A 17,756-nucleotide genomic window follows, 5' to 3' on the forward strand; every position below is an offset into this window, starting at 1 on the left:
TAGTTCCCCCTTCCCCATTACATGGTTTCAAGCTTGTCCAGGTCTTCCATTTCTATGTCATCTTTCTCTTTTATCTTCCCTTTCCTGAAGAGAACAAATATCGTCTTAAAATACTCAACAGCCATTAGACCGCATCCAATCAAAGTTCCAAGATACATCCACCACATCTGAAACCACGGCATCGTTACACTGGTACGGGCGGTCGCCTTAATTGAAATAACTTCCAGATAGGAAAAATAAGCAAATATAGCCAGAAATACCGTTGAAATCACAGCAAGCACCATCTGGTAATATGGATGTATCTTTTTAGGAATTATATTATATATAATATCAACACTAACGTGCTCATGTTTTTCAACACTGATAACACCGCCAATACATGCTACCCATACCATAATATATTGGCAGAGTTCTTCTGTCCAAGGAAAGGAGTAGCCAAAAAAATTCTTTAATATTATTCCCAGAGTAACTAAGGAAGTAACGAACAATATGGATAACGCGCAAAACGTAAGTTCAAACTTTTTGAAAACCACGTCAAACGCCCTATACTTTTCAATTGTTTTGTTCATAAAATCATATCCCTTCTGTCCATCATCTTAGCAAGCCGATACCTCGCTTACAGAAGCTTATATAAGGTATTGGGCTGCCGCTTTTGCAATTGAAAAATTGTTTGAGCGACAGCCTACCAATAAATTATCAGTTAAGCTTTGCAATATCAGCATTGAATGCATCAAGAATCTTTTGACCTGCTTCGCCGTTACTCTCAATGTAAAGATCAAGACAAGGCTGACGGCATGCGTCAGACATCGCCTGTAATTCTTCCTCGGTAAGGTTGATAATTTCACATTGCGCCCCAATGGCATCCAATGCAGTCTGCTCTATGTCACTTCTAACTGCCTGATAAGCATCATTTCCAGCAACATTTACAGCGTCCATGACCAATTGCTTACACTCATTATCCAGGCCGTCAAACCAGGCTTTGTTAGCAAATACCAGCTGAGAAGCAAGAATATGGTTTGTAATCTCCATATATTTCTGTACTTCATAAAACTTCATATTGTAAATTCCAGCTCCTATTCCCGCTTCCTGACCATCAATGGCCCCGGTCTGCAATGCTGTAAAGGTTTCCTGGTAATCAATTGTAAGCGCTGTTCCCCCCAAAGATTCAATAAACTTCATAAGAACAGGAGAAGCCATTACGCGGAATTTTAATCCATTAAAGTCATCAGGAGTGCGCAACGGTACATTACTAGTAAACGCTTTGAATAAATCCACCCAATACCCCAAGCCTACCATATCATAATCCTGCATAGTATCCAGTAAAGTGTCTGCTGCTTCTGTCTTAAATACTGCGCGCGCCTTTTCTATGTCCGGAGGGAAAAAATATGGAACATCCAGAATAGAAAGCAGGGGATTAAATGCACATACGTTTGCAGGAGGCTGTACACACATTTGGATTCCACCATTCTGTACGGACTCAATAAGAGTATTTGAATCCCCCAGCTGACCAGCCGGATATACATCTACTTGAATCTTTCCTCCGGAAGTTTCTTCAATATACTTTTCAATCGCAAGAGCACCGTCCTGTCTCGCATCAGTGGCTGCACCTGAATGAGCCAAAATAATTGTCATCTCAGGGTATTCATAATCTGTGACAGCTTCGGTCGTCTGTCCTTCTGTAGCATCTGGCTCCTGGGGGGATTTTACTTCTGCAGATGTCTCCTTCACAGCAGGAGCCGCACAAGCGCATACGGAAGACATCATCGCTGCTACCAACAATATACATAAGACCTTCTTCATACTATTACCTCCTCTTTTATCAAATCAATTGCCTTACCACCGCTCATGAATAACCTTCTTGACTGCCAGATTCTCTGGCTTTCCTTTCGTCAGCGCCTCACGTAACCAGTCTATCGCCCATGCAAACAGCTCATGATACATACCTGCACAGGAATGAAACTCGCCCTCCATAATCCACATTTCCTTTGGACAATCCAGCATATTAAAGAACCGTTCCGTAAGCTCGGGCGGGCACATCTCATCAAACTCGCCTGTAGACATAAGGAAAGGCACTTTCAATTTATCCACCACCCGCTCAAGGGTCATTTTTCCTACAAACTCATCAAACTGTTCGTCATCATATATATCACACATATACTTAAAGTTATTGCGAAGACCTGGCTGACAGGAATTAAACTGCAGGTCTTTCTCCAGATAGCATCCCAGCAGTCCAACAATGGCCTTAATTCTGGAATCATGCGCCGCAACTGTAGGGCCATAGTATGACCCCATGCTGCCGCCAAAAACTCCGATTTGATTCGGATTAACCTCAGGACGTTTACAAAGCCAATCTAAAAACAGGGAAGCGGCTTCAGGAAAATTTGTAAGCGTCACAGGCAGACCGTGAACGCGGGTTTCACCAAAACCAGGACCGTCCATTACCAGCACACACATGTTTCTGCGTACAAAAAAATTATCGTTCAGATTTGGATAATCCTCCTTAATCATATCCATTCCTGGAGTAAACAAAACCGTTGGCAGATTCACAGCTTCTTTCGGCGCATGGAAAATACCGTAAATATTCTTACCGTTAAAAGGCAGCACAACACGTTCAATTGTGTAGTCATAACCAGCTATGGCCTTTTCATAGCACCGTACGCATGAGGCATGAAGATTCAATTTCATTGCATCATCTTTGTGGTGATAAAGCTGTGCCTTGCCATAATAAAGAGCTGCACGATGATAAAATGCACCGGCAGTAACCACACTTCCCCTTGCAGCAGCTTCGTCAGCTAACTTTTCTTGCTGCTCAGCCACAGCGCACCATGCTTTAGGCATAGCCCGCAAACAGGTCATGCGCCTGTTTGCCCTTTGTATGTCAACATGCTTGAAGCCCTTTTCTTCTAACCCCATGTTTGCATTAGGCATGAAAGCTTCTATGCCAAGCTGACCTACAAACTTGTTACTTATCCAACTTTCGTTTTGTCTGTACTTCGACATTCTTTACCCCTCCTTTATATTTTTACTCCGGTATGAGCCACCCCGCCCAAAACCGTATAAAGCATCTGCCCCCATATGAGTATTTTATTATACTATATATAATCCTTCAGCAAATCTACCGCTTCACTCACGTAGCTCATCACACGATTGTATCCTCTCATCAGTTGGGTACGAAGAACAAAATACCTGTATGAGGCCTTATCGCAATCCGCAAGACGGACACCATCGCTAAGGGATGGAATTGGATACATTGCTCCTGAAAGGTCAAAATCAAAATGGTTTTCACCATGGAAGGTTATGCGCACGATTTTATGCGAAAGTTTTAGCAGCATAGTATTAATATTTTCTGCATCTTCAATAGAAACTTCATTATTTTCTATTCGATTATACAGATTATCCAACCTGCTTGCCAACTGGTTAATCCGCTCTTCAAGAAGCATTAAATCGAATCTATCCCCCAAGGAACTGCTAAGGGACCTAACCGTTTCTTTCATTTCCTTTACCGCTTCCCTAAAATCATAGGGCAGTATAGGAAAACAAAGGAGCCGCCACACTACTCCAACATAAACTTTTGTATCCCTTACAAGAATGTCCTTATCAATGATATCCATGGTATCGTGCCGGGTATGCCACCACCAGCCAAGTCCGCCGGCATGCTTAGGTGTGCCGGTACGGAATGAAAGTATATCCCGTGTCTTTTCAATATCCTGCTCAGAAAATGTCCCAAATATGGAGGTAAGCCCCACACCGTAAAATGATTGGTCAGCGAAATGTCCTATCCGTTTTCCAATAAATGTTACTCCGGTCTGTTTTTCGATTACAGATGCTGCAAGTTTTTTCGTCTGTGGCATTACAGGCGCCTCATCAATAATTACTGCATCCTTACCTCCGGTCGAGTCTACATACACATAGCCCACACAGTGCTTTTCTAATTCCTCGAAATGATTATCTGCATACCATGCGGAACTGAAAAACTTTCCCTGTGAATGTCCAGCCCAAAATGCAAGTCTGAGGCCCCGTTTCCATGACCTCTGTTCTGAGGCAAGTAATCTTGCACATTCAATCATTGTAGCATTAGCTGCCCCATTATCCATCGCACCATAATCCCAAGAATCTATATGACTTCCGAATAGCAGAAAATCATCCGTATCTTCTGCTTTCATTTCTGCCTCAAGAAGAGGAACTTTTCTCCAGCCTGTATCTACCACAGTCTGTATCCATATCTTTACAGTCCCCTTTTTCATTTGCTCCCGTATGGCTGCGCCATCCTGGCGTACGACAGACACTACTGGTATTTGCGGTAACAGCTTCTCTGTTTTCTCTGTGGGGCCCCCCCAAAGAGATGATACCGGTGAATTATGCAAATGATTGTCCTGTACATAAATCACTGCAGCAGCCCCCATTTGCTGCATATCCCTTACCTGGTCAGCATTAGGCAGGCCATCTATCATCACAATCAATCCACGTATATTAGGACAATCCGCCTCAACTGCAAAACCTTCCATACCGTTTTCCGCCGTTGACTTTGTAAAGCAATGCGTCAGTGATTTAAAACTCATCTGTTTAGGTGACAGCATTTCAACATGTGACTCAACAGGAACGCTGATAAATGCATCATGATATGTAAGTTTAGTATTGTAACCAATTTCCTGCATCACCTTTTCACAATACAATAGACTGTCTACTTCCTCCTGTGTTCCGGAAATACGAACCCATTTCGCAATGTCAGAAGTATACCCCATCAACTTTTCACCATCTACGCTATCCACAAGGCTGTCTTCTATGATTTCCAGCTGCTTTAAATATTCTTTCATGACTAACCCCCTGATTTAAAATGTTTGCTTTGATATATGAACAACTGTAGAACTGATAGCAGTAACAGCATTAAAAATGGCACTTGTGTCAAATGTCATGTCAGACATATGCAGCCCCGGAGTCAACCCGGCTCCTATTCCTAATACTGTAGTCCTTAGCCCTGGAATTGCAACAGGATAATTATGGAAATCCTCACCTCCGGGTGTTACAATTGTAGGGCCTAATGCATCTTCCCCCAATGATTTTTTAATAGCATCTTCCGCGATTGTAATCAATTCATCACATCTGCTTGCCGCCGGCACACCGCCAAGCCATTCTGCTTCTGCTTCTGCGCCTGCAGACTCTGCACTCTTTACAGCAGCTCTCATTATATTTTCTTTTTGCATCTCCATCAGCTCGTTTGTCTGCGCCCTGATATCAAACATTATTTCAACAAAATTAGGGATTACATTAAACGGATTGGCTCCACTGCTAATCTTTGTTGGTTTTATCGAATGCGGTATAGTGGGATTAAACTGCAGTGCATTAACTGCCCCTATAATATTTGCAGCAGCCAGAATTGCGTTCACACCTTGCTGCGGCCTTGCTCCGTGGGCTTCATGACCGTAAACTTTTACCCTGATATGTCCAGATGCCCCGTGCAGAACTGCTGGTGAAACCTTACCCATCGGCAGCTCCTCCTGAGGTCTTAGGTGTGTACTTACAAGATACTCCGTACCATCTAATACTCCTGATTCAATGACTGCTTCTGCTCCCTGCAAAGTTTCCTCAGCTGGCTGAAACAAAACCTTCAGGCTTCCTGTCTTTAGCTGTTGTGTTTCCATAAGGGCCTTTGCCGCCCAAAGAACAGCTGTGCAGTTAGCATCATGACCGCAGGAATGAATATAAACCGCTTTTCCATCAATCTCATGTTCAAGCGCATCCATATCTGCCCTTATTCCAATAGCTGCTCCGCTTTTTCCGGTATCCCATATACCTAACACAGCTGTTTTTGCAAAATCTCCTTTTACAGTAAATCCGGCTTTCGCTAACTGTGTCTTTAAATAATCTGCTGTATGTAGCTCTCTGAATGCTGGTTCAGGCATAGAATGAAGTGTATTAAACGTGTCCAATATCCCGGAATGATGTGTCTTCACATATTCATAAACGTCACCTATCATGTTAATCACCTCCAAATGTTTCCGCTCATACTTTTTATGTTACGTTTTATCATGTTTCTGGTAAAAATTTATATATTCTTTTTTATCAGCCGTTTAATATTCCCCCCCAAAATGTCCGCAATTTCCTCCTTAGTTATACTCATGGAAGAAACAGTATTTACAGGTTCATCATCTCCCATATCAAAAGGATAGTCAGTTCCCATGAGAAGATGGGAGGAGGTTACTTTCGATTCCACAAACTGCAGCGTCTCAGCATCATGTAAAATAGTGTCATAGTAAAAGCTCTTGCAGCATTCACCATAGCTTCTGTGTATCTCTCTGAACTCCTTCCTAACCTTTCTTGCATGCTCAAATCTGGCAATCGCATATGGCGTATATCCCCCTGAATGAGAGAAGCATATTTTTACGCCAGGATATTTATTTGTTATATCCCCTGTCATAAGAGCAAATGCAGCAATAGTGGTATCCAAAGGATTTCCCATCAAATTCCTCAAGTGATATCTCTCTAACCTGGTTGATTTAATTGTGTAGTGGGGATGCAGCAATACAAAAACCTCATTTTGGTCTGCCATCTTCCAGAAAGGTGCCAGATACTCATCATCCAACTCCATGCCGGCAATGTTAGTTGCTATTTCAACGCCAGAACACAAGGAATCATTAATTGCACTATCCAGTTCACGTATGGCGCCATCCATATCCTTCATGGGAAGCGTGGCCAGATATCTAAACCTGTCCTTATATAAGGCCACATCTTTTGACAACGCTTTATTTGATTCATGTGCCCAATCCGTGCATCGCTTGTCTTCATAGTTCAATACGAACGGAGGAAGTGAGATAAATCTCATATCTATACCAGCTTTATCCATATCAATAAGCTGTTCATCAAGATTAATCAATCCTCTGTTCAATGGTCCTAGTTCTCTTTTTTTAATAAATATTTTTTTTTCATTTTTGTCTTCTTCCACTTTGAAAAAATCACTAAACCTATCAATTTCAGCTAAGCAAGCAGGGATATAATGAGCATGTACATCAACAATCATTTGCGGTATCTCCTCCCGTCTTTTATAAAAAGTATACTACTCAAAAAGTACAAAGTCAATATCAATTGTATTTATATTGTACTTATTATGTTTTTAATATTTTTTTTGGCTATATTTAACAATTCTTATTTTCTGTCACTAATATACCAAAATAAAGAGGTACTGCGCTTTAATCTGCACAGTACCTCTTATATGGAAATCAACGTTTATTTTATTATCATCTTCATATATTCTTCCATAAAACCATAATATCTGTTATTATGATGCTTTTCCAATGCCTTGGCTGCCCGCGTATAATTTCTGTCTTTGATATATTTTAGTATTTTAAGATGATCCTGCTTCATAAGATTCAGCCTTTTTTCAGTAAATGCAACCAAATGGCGCGGGTGGGATAGCTCAGCATTCAGAGAATTCAAAATATCAAGTATTCGAGAATTTGCACAGTAACGAATTATAAACTTATTAAAATATTCATCTTTAGACTTGATATCCTGAGCAGAATCCGCTATTGAAATAGACTCCGTCACTTTAATACATTCATCAATTTCTTCATCACTGGCCTTCATGATACATGATTCCAGCGCCTTAACTTCGAGTATAATCCTAAGTTCATTCATTTCCAGAACATCCTTAACCGTTAACTGCTCCACAAATGTACCCAGATTTTGCAAACTATAAACCAGCTTTTCATCCTCCAGACGCCGCAAAGCAGCGCGTACCGGCGTTCGGCTCATTCCGAGACAATCTGCTATATCACTTTCGATTATACGCTTGCCTGCCTGCAGTTTATGCTGAATTATCAAGTCATGCAGGTAATTGTATGCCTTATCCTCGAGGCTTTTATCCTTCCTTCCCATATTTTTCAACCTCTCCATCATTATTTTCAGTTATGAACATTAATCCGATTCATCCGTTATCGTCGCAATTCTGCAATACATAACAGACTCTTTTGATTCACATTTTTTCATCATAACATATTCTTAAAATCAATTCTACCTTTATATATCTGCGCAGGGATGTTTCATACATCATTAAAACAATCTTCGCAATGTTCAATCATTGTCTAATAAAACAGCCTGCACTCATATCTATAATTTAGTCCATTTTCTTCTTTATGACAAGTACTCTTTCATTATATTTTCCCCCTCGCCCTCTTCTATCAGAACCAAGCAAGCAATAACCGCCAAAACTGGACACAATAATGGCATAAACCCCACCCTCGCTAACGCCAAGTAAGCAAGGTTGGGGTTTATGCCTGTCTGCATCCCATGTTGTTTTGAAAAAAGTCACTAATTAACTACATGAACCGGTTTTCCCGCAATAAATGATTTTATATTTTCAATTGTACAATCCATAATACGCTGTCGGCTCTCCCTTGGAGCCCATGAAATATGCGGCGTTATTATGCAGTTCTTTGCTTTAAGCAAAGGATTATCACCACGAATGGGTTCCGTGTAAACCACATCCAATCCAGCTCCGGCTATCTTACCGCGGTTCAATGCATCTGCCACATCCTGCTCAGCAATCAGCTGGCCCCTTGCATTGTTAATAAGGATTACGCCGTCTTTCATCTTTGCTATTGCTGATTGATTAATCATTCCCGTATTCTCAGGCGTCAAATTACAGTGAAGCGTTATGACATCCGACTGTTTATACAAAGTTTCCAAATCAACGTAGTCTGCAATTTCCTCTCCCGCGGCATTTGGATAACAGTCATAGGCCAGAACACGCATTCCCAAAGCTTTTGCAATCCTCCCCTCCGCCTGTCCAATCCTTCCGAACCCGATAATGCCCATTGTCTTTCCCTCTAATTCAATCAGGGGATAGTCCCAATAGCACCAGTCAATGCACTTCTCCCAGTTTCCGGCATGGACAGAAGCATCATGGTGTCCTATGTGGTGACAGATTTCCAACAGTAACGCAATCGAATACTGGCTGACCGATGCCGTTCCATAGGATGGTACATTGGCCACCGGAATCCCCTTATCAGCAGCAAATTTGTAATCCACCACATTATACCCCGTGGCCAGCAGACCAATAAACTTGATATTTTTGCAGGCTTCAATTACATTTCTGCTTATTGGGGTCTTATTGGTGAGCACAATCCCGGCATTCCCGATATGTTCTATGATTTCCGCTTCGTCCGTCACAGATGTACGGTCAAAGACCCGGAGCGTTCCAAACTCTGCAATACCGTCCCAGCTCAAATCCCCCGGATTTTCCGTATATCCGTCTAATACAACAATCTCCTCCATAACTTGCTCCTCCTGAACTTGCTCCTCCTGGTTCATATTGTCCCTAAACTGAATCCTCCACCATGGCCCACGCACGGTTAATGACCCGCTTCGTATTAGCCAATATAATTTCAGCATCCTCACCTATCCATGGTTTTACTTCCAAAGACAGTACATAAGGATTATCCTTGCTAAAGAATCCTTCCTCTTTCAGCACACGGAAAAATTCAATTAATTGATTAACATCGTTTGCACTCTCCGGAAATCCGAATCTGGGGTGCTGGTCACCATATGCCTGACATCCCTTTTTTACAACTGCATTTCCAATATGCAGGTGGGTAATGTACGGGCGCAGGGTTTGAATCACGAATTTTGAAGTTTCATATGTAGTTGGAAAGTGTGACAAATCAACCAGCAATCCAAAATTATTATGTGTTGTGCGCATGTCAGCCGCAAACCTGGCTGCATAGGGAGCAGGTCCCATAAGGGCTGACTTATCCATGTCATAATCAAACACCTCCAGCTCCACCATCATTCCTTTTGAAGATGCGTAACCGCATACAGCCCTGGTCGTCTTAAGCAGCTGTCCATAAGCCTGATTCCTTGTCTCGGGTTCCCATTTTCCTGCCAAAAATGCAATAGCTTTTGCTCCCATATACGCAGCCTCGTCAATGGAATCCTTCAGTACATCCTCCGCCGTCTTCCTGCCGGCTTCATCCAGGTCATTTGGATTCAGCTTTGGTCCCAGCAGCCTGGGCTGGGCGCCGTAGCACACGCCCATATGGGCCTGAGACAGCATATCTCTCACCTTGTCCCTGGTATCCTGGTCCTCAATATGGGTAATCTCTAAAACATTAAAGTATTCATCACAGGCAAATCTGCGGATGGATTCAAGCAGCTCATAGGATGGATGGCTCATCCACTGGATTGTGCCTATCTGAAAATACTTCTGTATGGAATCTCTCATGATTTAAATGCTCCTTTCGGCTAAATGAATCCCAGCAGACTTATGAATGTCCTCATGGCGAGCAGCAACGTAACAATGAAAATCAGGCCAAACACAACATTGAACCATGTTTTATTTGCATTCTCGCCAAGATATTTTCTGTCGCTGGATATTTTCCATATCATTCCGCAGATAAAGGGAAGTAAAACACCATTAATAGCCTGGGCAGTAATAATCAGTGATGTAGGGGCTGAGCCAAATAAAACTACAATAACAATGGGAACCGCACCCGTCAGAATCATCAATGACCGGCTTCTCAGTGCTCTCATATCCTGTTCCTGGTCACTTGCCTGGTTGTACAGCATTGGCATTAATTCCATTCTGAACATTCCTGATGAAAAGGCTGCTGACCATAAACCCAGTGAAAAAAGTATTCCGGCGTACTTACCGAGAATCGGAGTCAGCTGTCCCGCCATATCCGCTGCTCCGCTGACTGTAATCCCCAGAGGATGGAGATTGGCACCGGAACAGATAACAATTGCAGAGGAAATAACTGCTGTCACACTGCAGCCAACAATCAAATCCATGCGTGCCAGCTTTTTAAATCCGCCCACCTTTTCTCCGCCATCCGATGGTATTTTGGGAATGTCATACTTATTTTTGTAAAGAGCGGACAGTGATATGGGTATATCAGGCGTCATCGTAGTTGCAACTACAGCGAGTATTATAAACCAGTTATTTTCCGGTACCACAAAGCTGAAGCCAGTGGTAACTATCTCCCCCACATCCGGCCTGGAGCCAATGGCTGTAAACACAAAGGAAACCACCATCAGCAATACCAATACCTTTGTAAAATTCTCTAGTACTTTATACCTTCCTATCCATACCAGGACAAGTCCTAATACAACCATGATTACAGTCCACACTGTAAGTGAAATATTTGGTACAAAATAATTCATTGCCATGGCTGCGCCGAGAAAGTTGCTTGCCTGGAACACACAAGTTCCAAATAACAGCATATAAAAGAATGGAACCGACACCTTTTTTCCATATTGTATACGGATAGACTCCAAAATACTGTTTCCAGTCGAAAATGTAATCCGGATTGCAGGCAGCTGGTAGAAAAAGGCTGCAATGGACGCCAGTACCACTACCCAGAGCAATCTATACCCATAACTTGCTCCCATTGATGACGTTGTGGTCACGGAGCCCGGTCCAATCACCACGGCAGATATGACAATGGCTGGTCCAATCGCCCTCAAATAATCCAGAAACCCCATTTTCAAACTGTCTTTATCTTCCACTTTATTCCCCATCACTTACCTCCTGGCCCTTTCATTTCTAAAGGCTCTTTCCTCTCCCTGTTATCTGTACCCGGTCAATAACCCTGCCATCCCGAATGACATATAAATAATCATATATATTCATGGTAGTACAGCAATGGCTGGGAACCACCAGAAGTTTGTCGCCAATATTCACATCTAAGCCTTCCGCAGATATGCGGGCATGTTCCTCGCTCATCTTTACAGGGCGCTCCGGATAATCGTAAAATACAGGAGGATGCTGGTCAACTGAAATGGACTTCATTCCGCAATCCGTGATAATATATTCATTTTTGCTCATCACCTGTGTCAACACAAACAATGAACTCCGAAAATCCAGATTAAGCGCACCGTAAGAAGTGTCCATATATATGTAGCTTCCGGTCTGGGCCTCCGTATATACCGTATCTTTATTCTTAAAGGCAATGGTCCCGGTACTGATGCCGCTTACCTCTTTTACCTTTAATCCCTGTGCCTCTGCATATGCCTTTAAATCAGAAACCCGCTTTTCCACTCTCTCAGCCTGTTCCCGGCGCACCTCATAATTTTCTTCATGGGACAGATGTCCTGCATATGCCTGAATTCCCTCAAAAACCAAATTTGGGCAGGAATCCACTGTTTTTGCCAACGCGCAGAACTCTTCCGGTGTGTCTACGCCGCATCTCCTAAGAAACACATCATACTCAACCAGTACATGAATCGTTGTTCCCTGGGCCTGCGCAGCAACCTGCAGCTGCCGGATATTCTCTTCCCTGTCCACACAGACAGTCAGATAACAGCAGCCCGCCAGATAGGCTATCCGCGCAATCTTAGACGGTTCAATAACCTCGTTGGCAATCAGCACATCCTCCACTCCCGAAAGAATCAAGTCCTCCGCCTCACTGACTTTTGCGCAGGTGATTCCCTTTGCTCCTGCCTTAATCTGCATGTGCGCAATATATGTACATTTACTGGATTTGTAATGGGGTCTCAGCGAAAGTCCTGTATCCTTCATATAATCTGACATTAACTCCATATTATGTTCTGCTGCATCCATGTCCAGAACCAGTGCTGGTGTTTCAATATTTTCTAAACGCATAACGTTCCCTCTCTTTTCTATTAAATATTTGTATTTAAATACGTTCCCATGCCTGTCCAGTCCAGGATACCTCCCCCTTCTTGCGCCTGCCCCCATGCCATGCTATAATTCAATTATCATTGGATTTAAGGGGGACATAGTCTCATGGACTTGACCGACATGCAGATATATCTTGCAATTGTTAAATATAACAGTATCAGCAAAGCGGCTGATTTTCTTTTTCTATCCCAGTCCAATATCAGCCGCCGGCTGAAACTTCTGGAGGAAGAAATCGGTGTACAGCTTATCAACCGCTGTAAAGGGCAGAACGGAATCGAATTAACAGACCGGGGAAAGGATTTTATTGAGATTGCCCAAAAGTGGCTGGATACCTACGATGAGGCCCTTACCCTGTACAAACGGCAATCCAAAATCGAACTGTCTGTTGCAGGTGTCCACAGTCTTAATTTTCATGTTCTGGGTCCTTTGTATCAAAGCCTTGTAAGCAATGAGCCCCCAGTGGAATTATCACTATACACCCATCATACATGGGAGATATATGATATGATGAACTCCCGAAAGCTGGACCTTGGATTTGTCAACAATGTTGCTGATTACCCAAACATTGTTGCTGAACCTATCATACATGAGCGTTTTTGTGTCATCCGAAAATCCGGCGGGGAGCCGAAAACCGGCATCATCCATCCCAATGATTTAGACCCGGATATGGAACTTTACCACATATGGTTCCCGGAATACCAGCAATGGCATGATTACTGGTGGAATCCTAATAAATCCTCTGTTGTAAAGATGAATGCCACCCCTATGATTGAATATTTTCTGGAAGATGAACGGCATTGGGCCATTGTCCCTCTCTCTGCCGCTAAAATGCTTCTGGCCAACAGACCCCTGGATATTTTTACACTGACCAATCCTCCACCCAATAAAACCTGTTATCTGCTGAGACAAAAGCATCCCCGGTCCGCCGGTATAAAAGGTCTTGAAATATTTGAAGCCTGTCTGTCCTCTTTTTTAGAAATGTACCAAGGCCAGCTGGAAGGCTGAAATCCCCTTCTATTTTCCATGTCCGCCTTTATACTGCCCTGGTTTTCCTATATCTGCTCCTCTGCAGTAATCGAGGAAAAATGGTCTGGTAGGACAAAAGTCCTCTGTGCAGACAAGAATCCCGTCCAGGAGATGGATGAATGAACGTACATACTCCACATCCACAATATCCAATGCGGGATTCGGTCTGCCCGAGCAGCCATCCACACATCCTGCCGTCACGGCTGCCCGGATGACATTTTCCTGTAAATCCGGCTTCTGCAGTATCTTTTTACCGCTTACCACCTGAAGGGCTGCAATCAGGCCATACGCCCCCAACTCCGACACGGATGCTATGATTGGGGCTGTGCATGATACCTTTGAGGACGTCAGTTTCCCGTAAGGGGTCATATCATCAATTTCCGGTTTTGCATAACCCATTCCCGCTTCATTCCCGGCATCACCGATACCGATTGTGACACCGCCTTGTTTCTCCACCATCTCAAGCAGGTCATCCACCGGGCCTGGCCATCCCTCTAATTCATACCCCATGACACTGTAATATTTGCCATCAGCACCTTTTCCCGGATGCTCAATACTTATCATTCCTGCTGGTTCATATTTCAGTAAATCATCCATTATCCTGCGGGTGCGCTCTTTTTCACCAACCCGCGGCATGTCCACAATCGTAACCGGATATGGCGTCTCCAGGGCTGTATCAATGCTGTCACAATAATTCAGTTCTGCTGTAGCACAGGTTGCCATCAATGCCTTCCTGCTTTCCCGCTGGGAAATAATGACCGGTACGCCTCCCAGAAGACTTATTGCCCTTGCGATCAATGCAGCCGAAATAGGACCGTCTGTCTCCGGATTCATGGTTGGTTTAATCAGAAATCCTGTCCCGATAAATACAATCTTCCGTTCAGACCGCTGAACCGCGTCATAAAGCTGCACTGCTGCGTTCATGGTAAGGGGCATTCCGCATTTTTCCGCCATACATGAATAAATATTCCGAATGGTTCCCCGCGAATGAAAATCCAGTGTAACAAGACTATCAATTGCCCACCCGATGTTAATACGTTTCTGTTCCTCAAAGCTTCGCATATTGACTTCTCCTTTCTAATTCTGATATCATTCTAATTTTTCTTAAAGTAAAAGTCAAATATGCAAATTAGATATTAAATATCTGAAATTAATATCTAATAAATCAACTTTTAACCGGGTAAAGCAAAACCGCTGTTGCCACTTCCACTCCCCAGGCTCTGTTTGGCCCCATTTCATTTACCACCACAAACCATTGCCCCATGATTTATAATGTAGTATGATTAGGATATATTATCAGTAGACTGGTTTTTTTAAGCCACAGGAGGTATCAAAATGAAATTCTTAATAAAAGCACTCATCATCCTGGCGGTTATCATCATTTTATTCGCATTAGGCGACAGCATATTCAATGGTCTTTTCAGCAATGACGGATACCGTCCCGTAACCCAGCAAATGAAAGAGGTCATGACAGGAACCGAGTAGGTTCCTTTTTGGTTTTCTGTTTTTTATATTCACAAATTTCTTACAAATCGTTCATATTTTCGCTACAGGCTGCTCATATTTGGCCCGTATACTATATATTGTAAGTTGATATTGCTAATCAGACTTTTTTTCATAATACAGCCGGCAGGAGAAATCCTGACCGGCTCCTCCCTTTTTACTGGTCTTTATTTACAGGTCTTTATGGCCCCATGCCCCACATCTTGTCCAACCGGGGGGTGAGGGCTTCAGACTCAAACGGCATCTGACACCTTCCCCGGATTTATATCTGACAAAAATAAAAATATTCCATTTCATTGATAATGATACTCATATTCGGATTGTCCAGCATACTTCTTGTCCTGTTTATGACATTTATGAGCGATTTCTTAAAGGTCCCGCTTTCAGCTACCTCCACCGGGTTCCTGACAGCAGAGATACAATGACCTACTTTTCCCAGTTTACAGCCGCGTATCTCACCGCATATCAGGCTGTGTGTTGTCACTGTTCCTGTGACATAGATGCCTGTAGCACCGTATTCCTCATCTGCTGCTATCTCCCAGCATCTTCCTACAAAGTCGTCTGTGTAATATTTTGTATCAATCCCAAAAAATGTGATTATATACTGCTCTGTAATCATACTAACACCCGCAGCCTTTTACGATATCTTATTCATACATTCCTCATTCATTGCAGGTCCACATGCCTTAATTATCACCTTGCAGCGCCGCGCCTGCTGTATCTTGTATCCAGGTTATATCTTAACAGATTCAGGGCAAATCTATTGCATTTTACTCATCCCTGCCCATCTGCTTTATGATTTGATTGACATACGTACTGAGCCCTGCCAGCAGGATTCCCTGGGTGATTGCAGTAAATATTGCCATAAAAATTTCCTGCCCTGACTGGCATGTGCTTGTGGCAAGGACATAAATCCCGCAAATGGCAATCCCCAGCCCTCCGTTGATTAAAGGGATAAATCTGTCCTTTACCGTCTCACTCTGTTTAATCCACATGCCGGCAAAGTACAGCACAAGGGCCACCACAATCAATTCCGGTTTGATATAATCTGTTATCTGCATATATGTTCCCCTCCTATTACTTGTCTTACCATTAGTATATTAATCAGAACAGAATTTGACAGGACTTTCACCGCAAAAAAAGAGAAGCCCTACGGCTCCCCTTCCATTTTCCCATAAACATCACTATCTGCCTTTTGTCTCAGTGTATTAGGCCCCAAAAACGCTCCGTCGTGCCAACGTGGATTGAATGTCTCGACATTCTTTGCCTGCTCTTCCAGTTCTTTTGTGGATTTCTGTTCTCCCTGCTTCATAATCATCACCTCTGGGATAGTATGTACCATGGCAGTCTGAAACATGTATTCATATATGGAATTGGGTCCAACACGGGATTGCGTACATGACATTCCGCTCTCGCAGTAGCTGCATGAGAACAAATAGCACTCACCCCGCAAAAAATCAGCCCCGACACGCCATTGCGCCGGAGCTGATTTAAAAAGGGGAGGATAAGTATTAATTATTTTCTCTTTCGTGTATACTCCTATTATGGCCCCGTTCCAAAGAATTATACACACCTGCAAAACTTTTTTTAATTATTTTTTCTCCCCAATTTATTCTGGACTCCCCGCTGTATCTTCCCCGGTCACCCCTCCCAGAATCCCTACAATATCATCAGCAGTGTTCCGGTAATCAGCAGTGTGCTGATTACCACGGATATGGAGTTGGCCGCGCTTGCCAGTCCCACATCCGAATTCAGGTTCCCTGTAAATGCAGGCGCAGCAGAGGACATGGGGCTAAGGGCAAGTATGGTCAATGCCTGCCTGTATTCCATGCTAAATGGCAGAAGAAAGTAAAAGATTAGGGCCAACGCAATGGCCGCCGAATACCGGGCCGCAAGTATCTTCACGATTTTCCCCAGCTGGCTGCTATCACCATTCAGCTTAAACCCAACCCCGATCATGAGCATAGCCATAAATGCGTTTGCATTTCCAATGACTCCGGTAAATGTGGTAATGGGCGCAGGCAGTGCCACATGAAGAAGCGACAGCACGGTCATGAGCAGATAGGCGTCAAAGGGTACGGATTTAAGCAGCGTCTTCATAACCGGCAGAATGCTGAACCTGGTATTTTTCTCCTTAATCATCACTGCAGCGCTGTAGGACCCTCCCAGGCAGATGAACGCATTTCCGGTATCAAATAAACTGGTAGCCACCACACCCATGGGTCCCAGAAAACCCTGGGCAAAGGGCATGGTGAAATTGCCTATATTGTATCCGGGCAGATTCAAGGTATTGAATGCCCATTCTTCCCGTTTCTTCCCAATACTCATTATAAATGCCATACTGATATACAGAATTCCTCCGCCAAATCCCAACAGCGTCATCACCAGCATGGAGGGCTTCAGGTCAATTCCGGAAAAATTAGATATGATTGCTGCGGGAAGGGTTATCCTAAGTACGATTTTTGATAAGACATAAAAATCCTCCTCTTTAAAAAAACCTGCCCTTCTCAGCAGATTTCCCATAATTATTACGGCCACAAAGGACCCGGCCTTCATCAACACTTCTGCCATTTTGCCAATTCTCCCATCCGTT

The 17,756-nt window shown here is 43.2% G+C and carries 18 protein-coding genes; 2 read left to right on the top strand and 16 right to left on the bottom strand.

Annotation, left to right across the window (positions count from 1 at the left end; all coding sequences use genetic code 11):
- Window positions 1-17: 17 nt before the first annotated feature.
- The 11 genes from I2H39_RS13890 to I2H39_RS13940 all read right to left on the bottom strand — a co-directional run bounded on the left by I2H39_RS13890 (window position 18) and on the right by I2H39_RS13940 (window position 12,595).
- On the bottom strand, window positions 18-569 hold the full coding sequence (locus I2H39_RS13890) for a TRAP transporter small permease (RefSeq protein ID WP_138310957.1): 552 nt from the start codon (window positions 567-569) through the stop codon (window positions 18-20).
- A gap of 127 nt (window positions 570-696) precedes the next feature.
- Window positions 697-1,800 (bottom strand): TRAP transporter substrate-binding protein, encoded by a 1,104-nt coding sequence (locus tag I2H39_RS13895; RefSeq protein ID WP_138310958.1) that lies wholly within the window; start codon window positions 1,798-1,800, stop codon window positions 697-699.
- A 33-nt stretch (window positions 1,801-1,833) separates the two neighbouring features.
- The gene (locus I2H39_RS13900; RefSeq protein WP_138310959.1) at window positions 1,834-3,000 is read right to left on the bottom strand and encodes an alpha/beta hydrolase; all 1,167 of its coding nucleotides are present in this window, start codon (window positions 2,998-3,000) and stop codon (window positions 1,834-1,836) included.
- A gap of 92 nt (window positions 3,001-3,092) precedes the next feature.
- Window positions 3,093-4,814, bottom strand: a complete 1,722-nt coding sequence (locus I2H39_RS13905; RefSeq protein WP_138310960.1) for a M28 family metallopeptidase — start codon at window positions 4,812-4,814, stop codon at window positions 3,093-3,095.
- Between the two features lie 15 nt (window positions 4,815-4,829).
- The gene (locus I2H39_RS13910; RefSeq protein WP_138310961.1) at window positions 4,830-5,975 is read right to left on the bottom strand and encodes an amidohydrolase; all 1,146 of its coding nucleotides are present in this window, start codon (window positions 5,973-5,975) and stop codon (window positions 4,830-4,832) included.
- A gap of 68 nt (window positions 5,976-6,043) precedes the next feature.
- Window positions 6,044-7,015 carry an amidohydrolase family protein gene (locus I2H39_RS13915; RefSeq protein WP_195626737.1) on the bottom strand — a complete coding sequence of 324 codons (972 nt, stop codon included), beginning with the start codon at window positions 7,013-7,015 and terminating at the stop codon, window positions 6,044-6,046.
- Window positions 7,016-7,221: 206 nt separating this feature from the next.
- A complete protein-coding gene (locus I2H39_RS13920) occupies window positions 7,222-7,893 on the bottom strand; it encodes a GntR family transcriptional regulator (RefSeq protein ID WP_243281808.1) in 672 nt (223 codons plus the stop codon).
- A 411-nt stretch (window positions 7,894-8,304) separates the two neighbouring features.
- Entirely contained in the window at window positions 8,305-9,270 is a 966-nt protein-coding gene (locus I2H39_RS13925; RefSeq protein ID WP_195626738.1) for a D-2-hydroxyacid dehydrogenase, read from the bottom strand.
- Between the two features lie 43 nt (window positions 9,271-9,313).
- Window positions 9,314-10,216 carry a TIM barrel protein gene (locus I2H39_RS13930; RefSeq protein WP_195626739.1) on the bottom strand — a complete coding sequence of 301 codons (903 nt, stop codon included), beginning with the start codon at window positions 10,214-10,216 and terminating at the stop codon, window positions 9,314-9,316.
- A gap of 20 nt (window positions 10,217-10,236) precedes the next feature.
- Window positions 10,237-11,511 (bottom strand): Nramp family divalent metal transporter, encoded by a 1,275-nt coding sequence (locus I2H39_RS13935; protein WP_195626740.1) that lies wholly within the window; start codon window positions 11,509-11,511, stop codon window positions 10,237-10,239.
- 25 nt (window positions 11,512-11,536) lie between these two features.
- Window positions 11,537-12,595: a DSD1 family PLP-dependent enzyme gene (locus tag I2H39_RS13940; protein ID WP_195626741.1), complete on the bottom strand. Its 1,059-nt coding sequence runs from the start codon at window positions 12,593-12,595 to the stop codon at window positions 11,537-11,539.
- Window positions 12,596-12,739: 144 nt separating this feature from the next.
- Between I2H39_RS13940 and I2H39_RS13945 the strand changes: the two genes are divergently transcribed.
- On the top strand, window positions 12,740-13,639 hold the full coding sequence (locus I2H39_RS13945) for a LysR family transcriptional regulator (protein ID WP_195626742.1): 900 nt from the start codon (window positions 12,740-12,742) through the stop codon (window positions 13,637-13,639).
- A gap of 9 nt (window positions 13,640-13,648) precedes the next feature.
- Here the strand turns inward: I2H39_RS13945 and I2H39_RS13950 are convergent, their stop codons facing one another.
- Window positions 13,649-14,722 (bottom strand): glutamate cyclase domain-containing protein, encoded by a 1,074-nt coding sequence (locus I2H39_RS13950; RefSeq protein WP_195626743.1) that lies wholly within the window; start codon window positions 14,720-14,722, stop codon window positions 13,649-13,651.
- Window positions 14,723-14,995: 273 nt separating this feature from the next.
- On the opposite strand from I2H39_RS13950, the gene I2H39_RS13955 reads away from it, so the two are divergent.
- On the top strand, window positions 14,996-15,145 hold the full coding sequence (locus I2H39_RS13955; RefSeq protein WP_195626744.1) for a hypothetical protein: 150 nt from the start codon (window positions 14,996-14,998) through the stop codon (window positions 15,143-15,145).
- Window positions 15,146-15,425: 280 nt separating this feature from the next.
- Here the strand turns inward: I2H39_RS13955 and I2H39_RS13960 are convergent, their stop codons facing one another.
- The 4 genes from I2H39_RS13960 to I2H39_RS13975 form a co-directional block, all read right to left on the bottom strand.
- On the bottom strand, window positions 15,426-15,782 hold the full coding sequence (locus I2H39_RS13960) for a hypothetical protein (protein WP_195626745.1): 357 nt from the start codon (window positions 15,780-15,782) through the stop codon (window positions 15,426-15,428).
- Window positions 15,783-15,933: 151 nt separating this feature from the next.
- On the bottom strand, window positions 15,934-16,224 hold the full coding sequence (locus I2H39_RS13965; protein ID WP_138310964.1) for a phage holin family protein: 291 nt from the start codon (window positions 16,222-16,224) through the stop codon (window positions 15,934-15,936).
- Window positions 16,225-16,313: 89 nt separating this feature from the next.
- Window positions 16,314-16,475 carry a hypothetical protein gene (locus tag I2H39_RS13970; RefSeq protein ID WP_171042713.1) on the bottom strand — a complete coding sequence of 54 codons (162 nt, stop codon included), beginning with the start codon at window positions 16,473-16,475 and terminating at the stop codon, window positions 16,314-16,316.
- A 347-nt stretch (window positions 16,476-16,822) separates the two neighbouring features.
- Complete coding sequence (locus tag I2H39_RS13975) at window positions 16,823-17,734, bottom strand: AEC family transporter (RefSeq protein WP_195626746.1); 912 nt, start codon at window positions 17,732-17,734, stop codon at window positions 16,823-16,825.
- Window positions 17,735-17,756: the final 22 nt, after the last annotated feature.

The organism is Clostridium sp. 1001283B150225_161107_B6 (assembly GCF_015556325.1).
Lineage (GTDB): Bacteria > Bacillota > Clostridia > Lachnospirales > Lachnospiraceae > Enterocloster.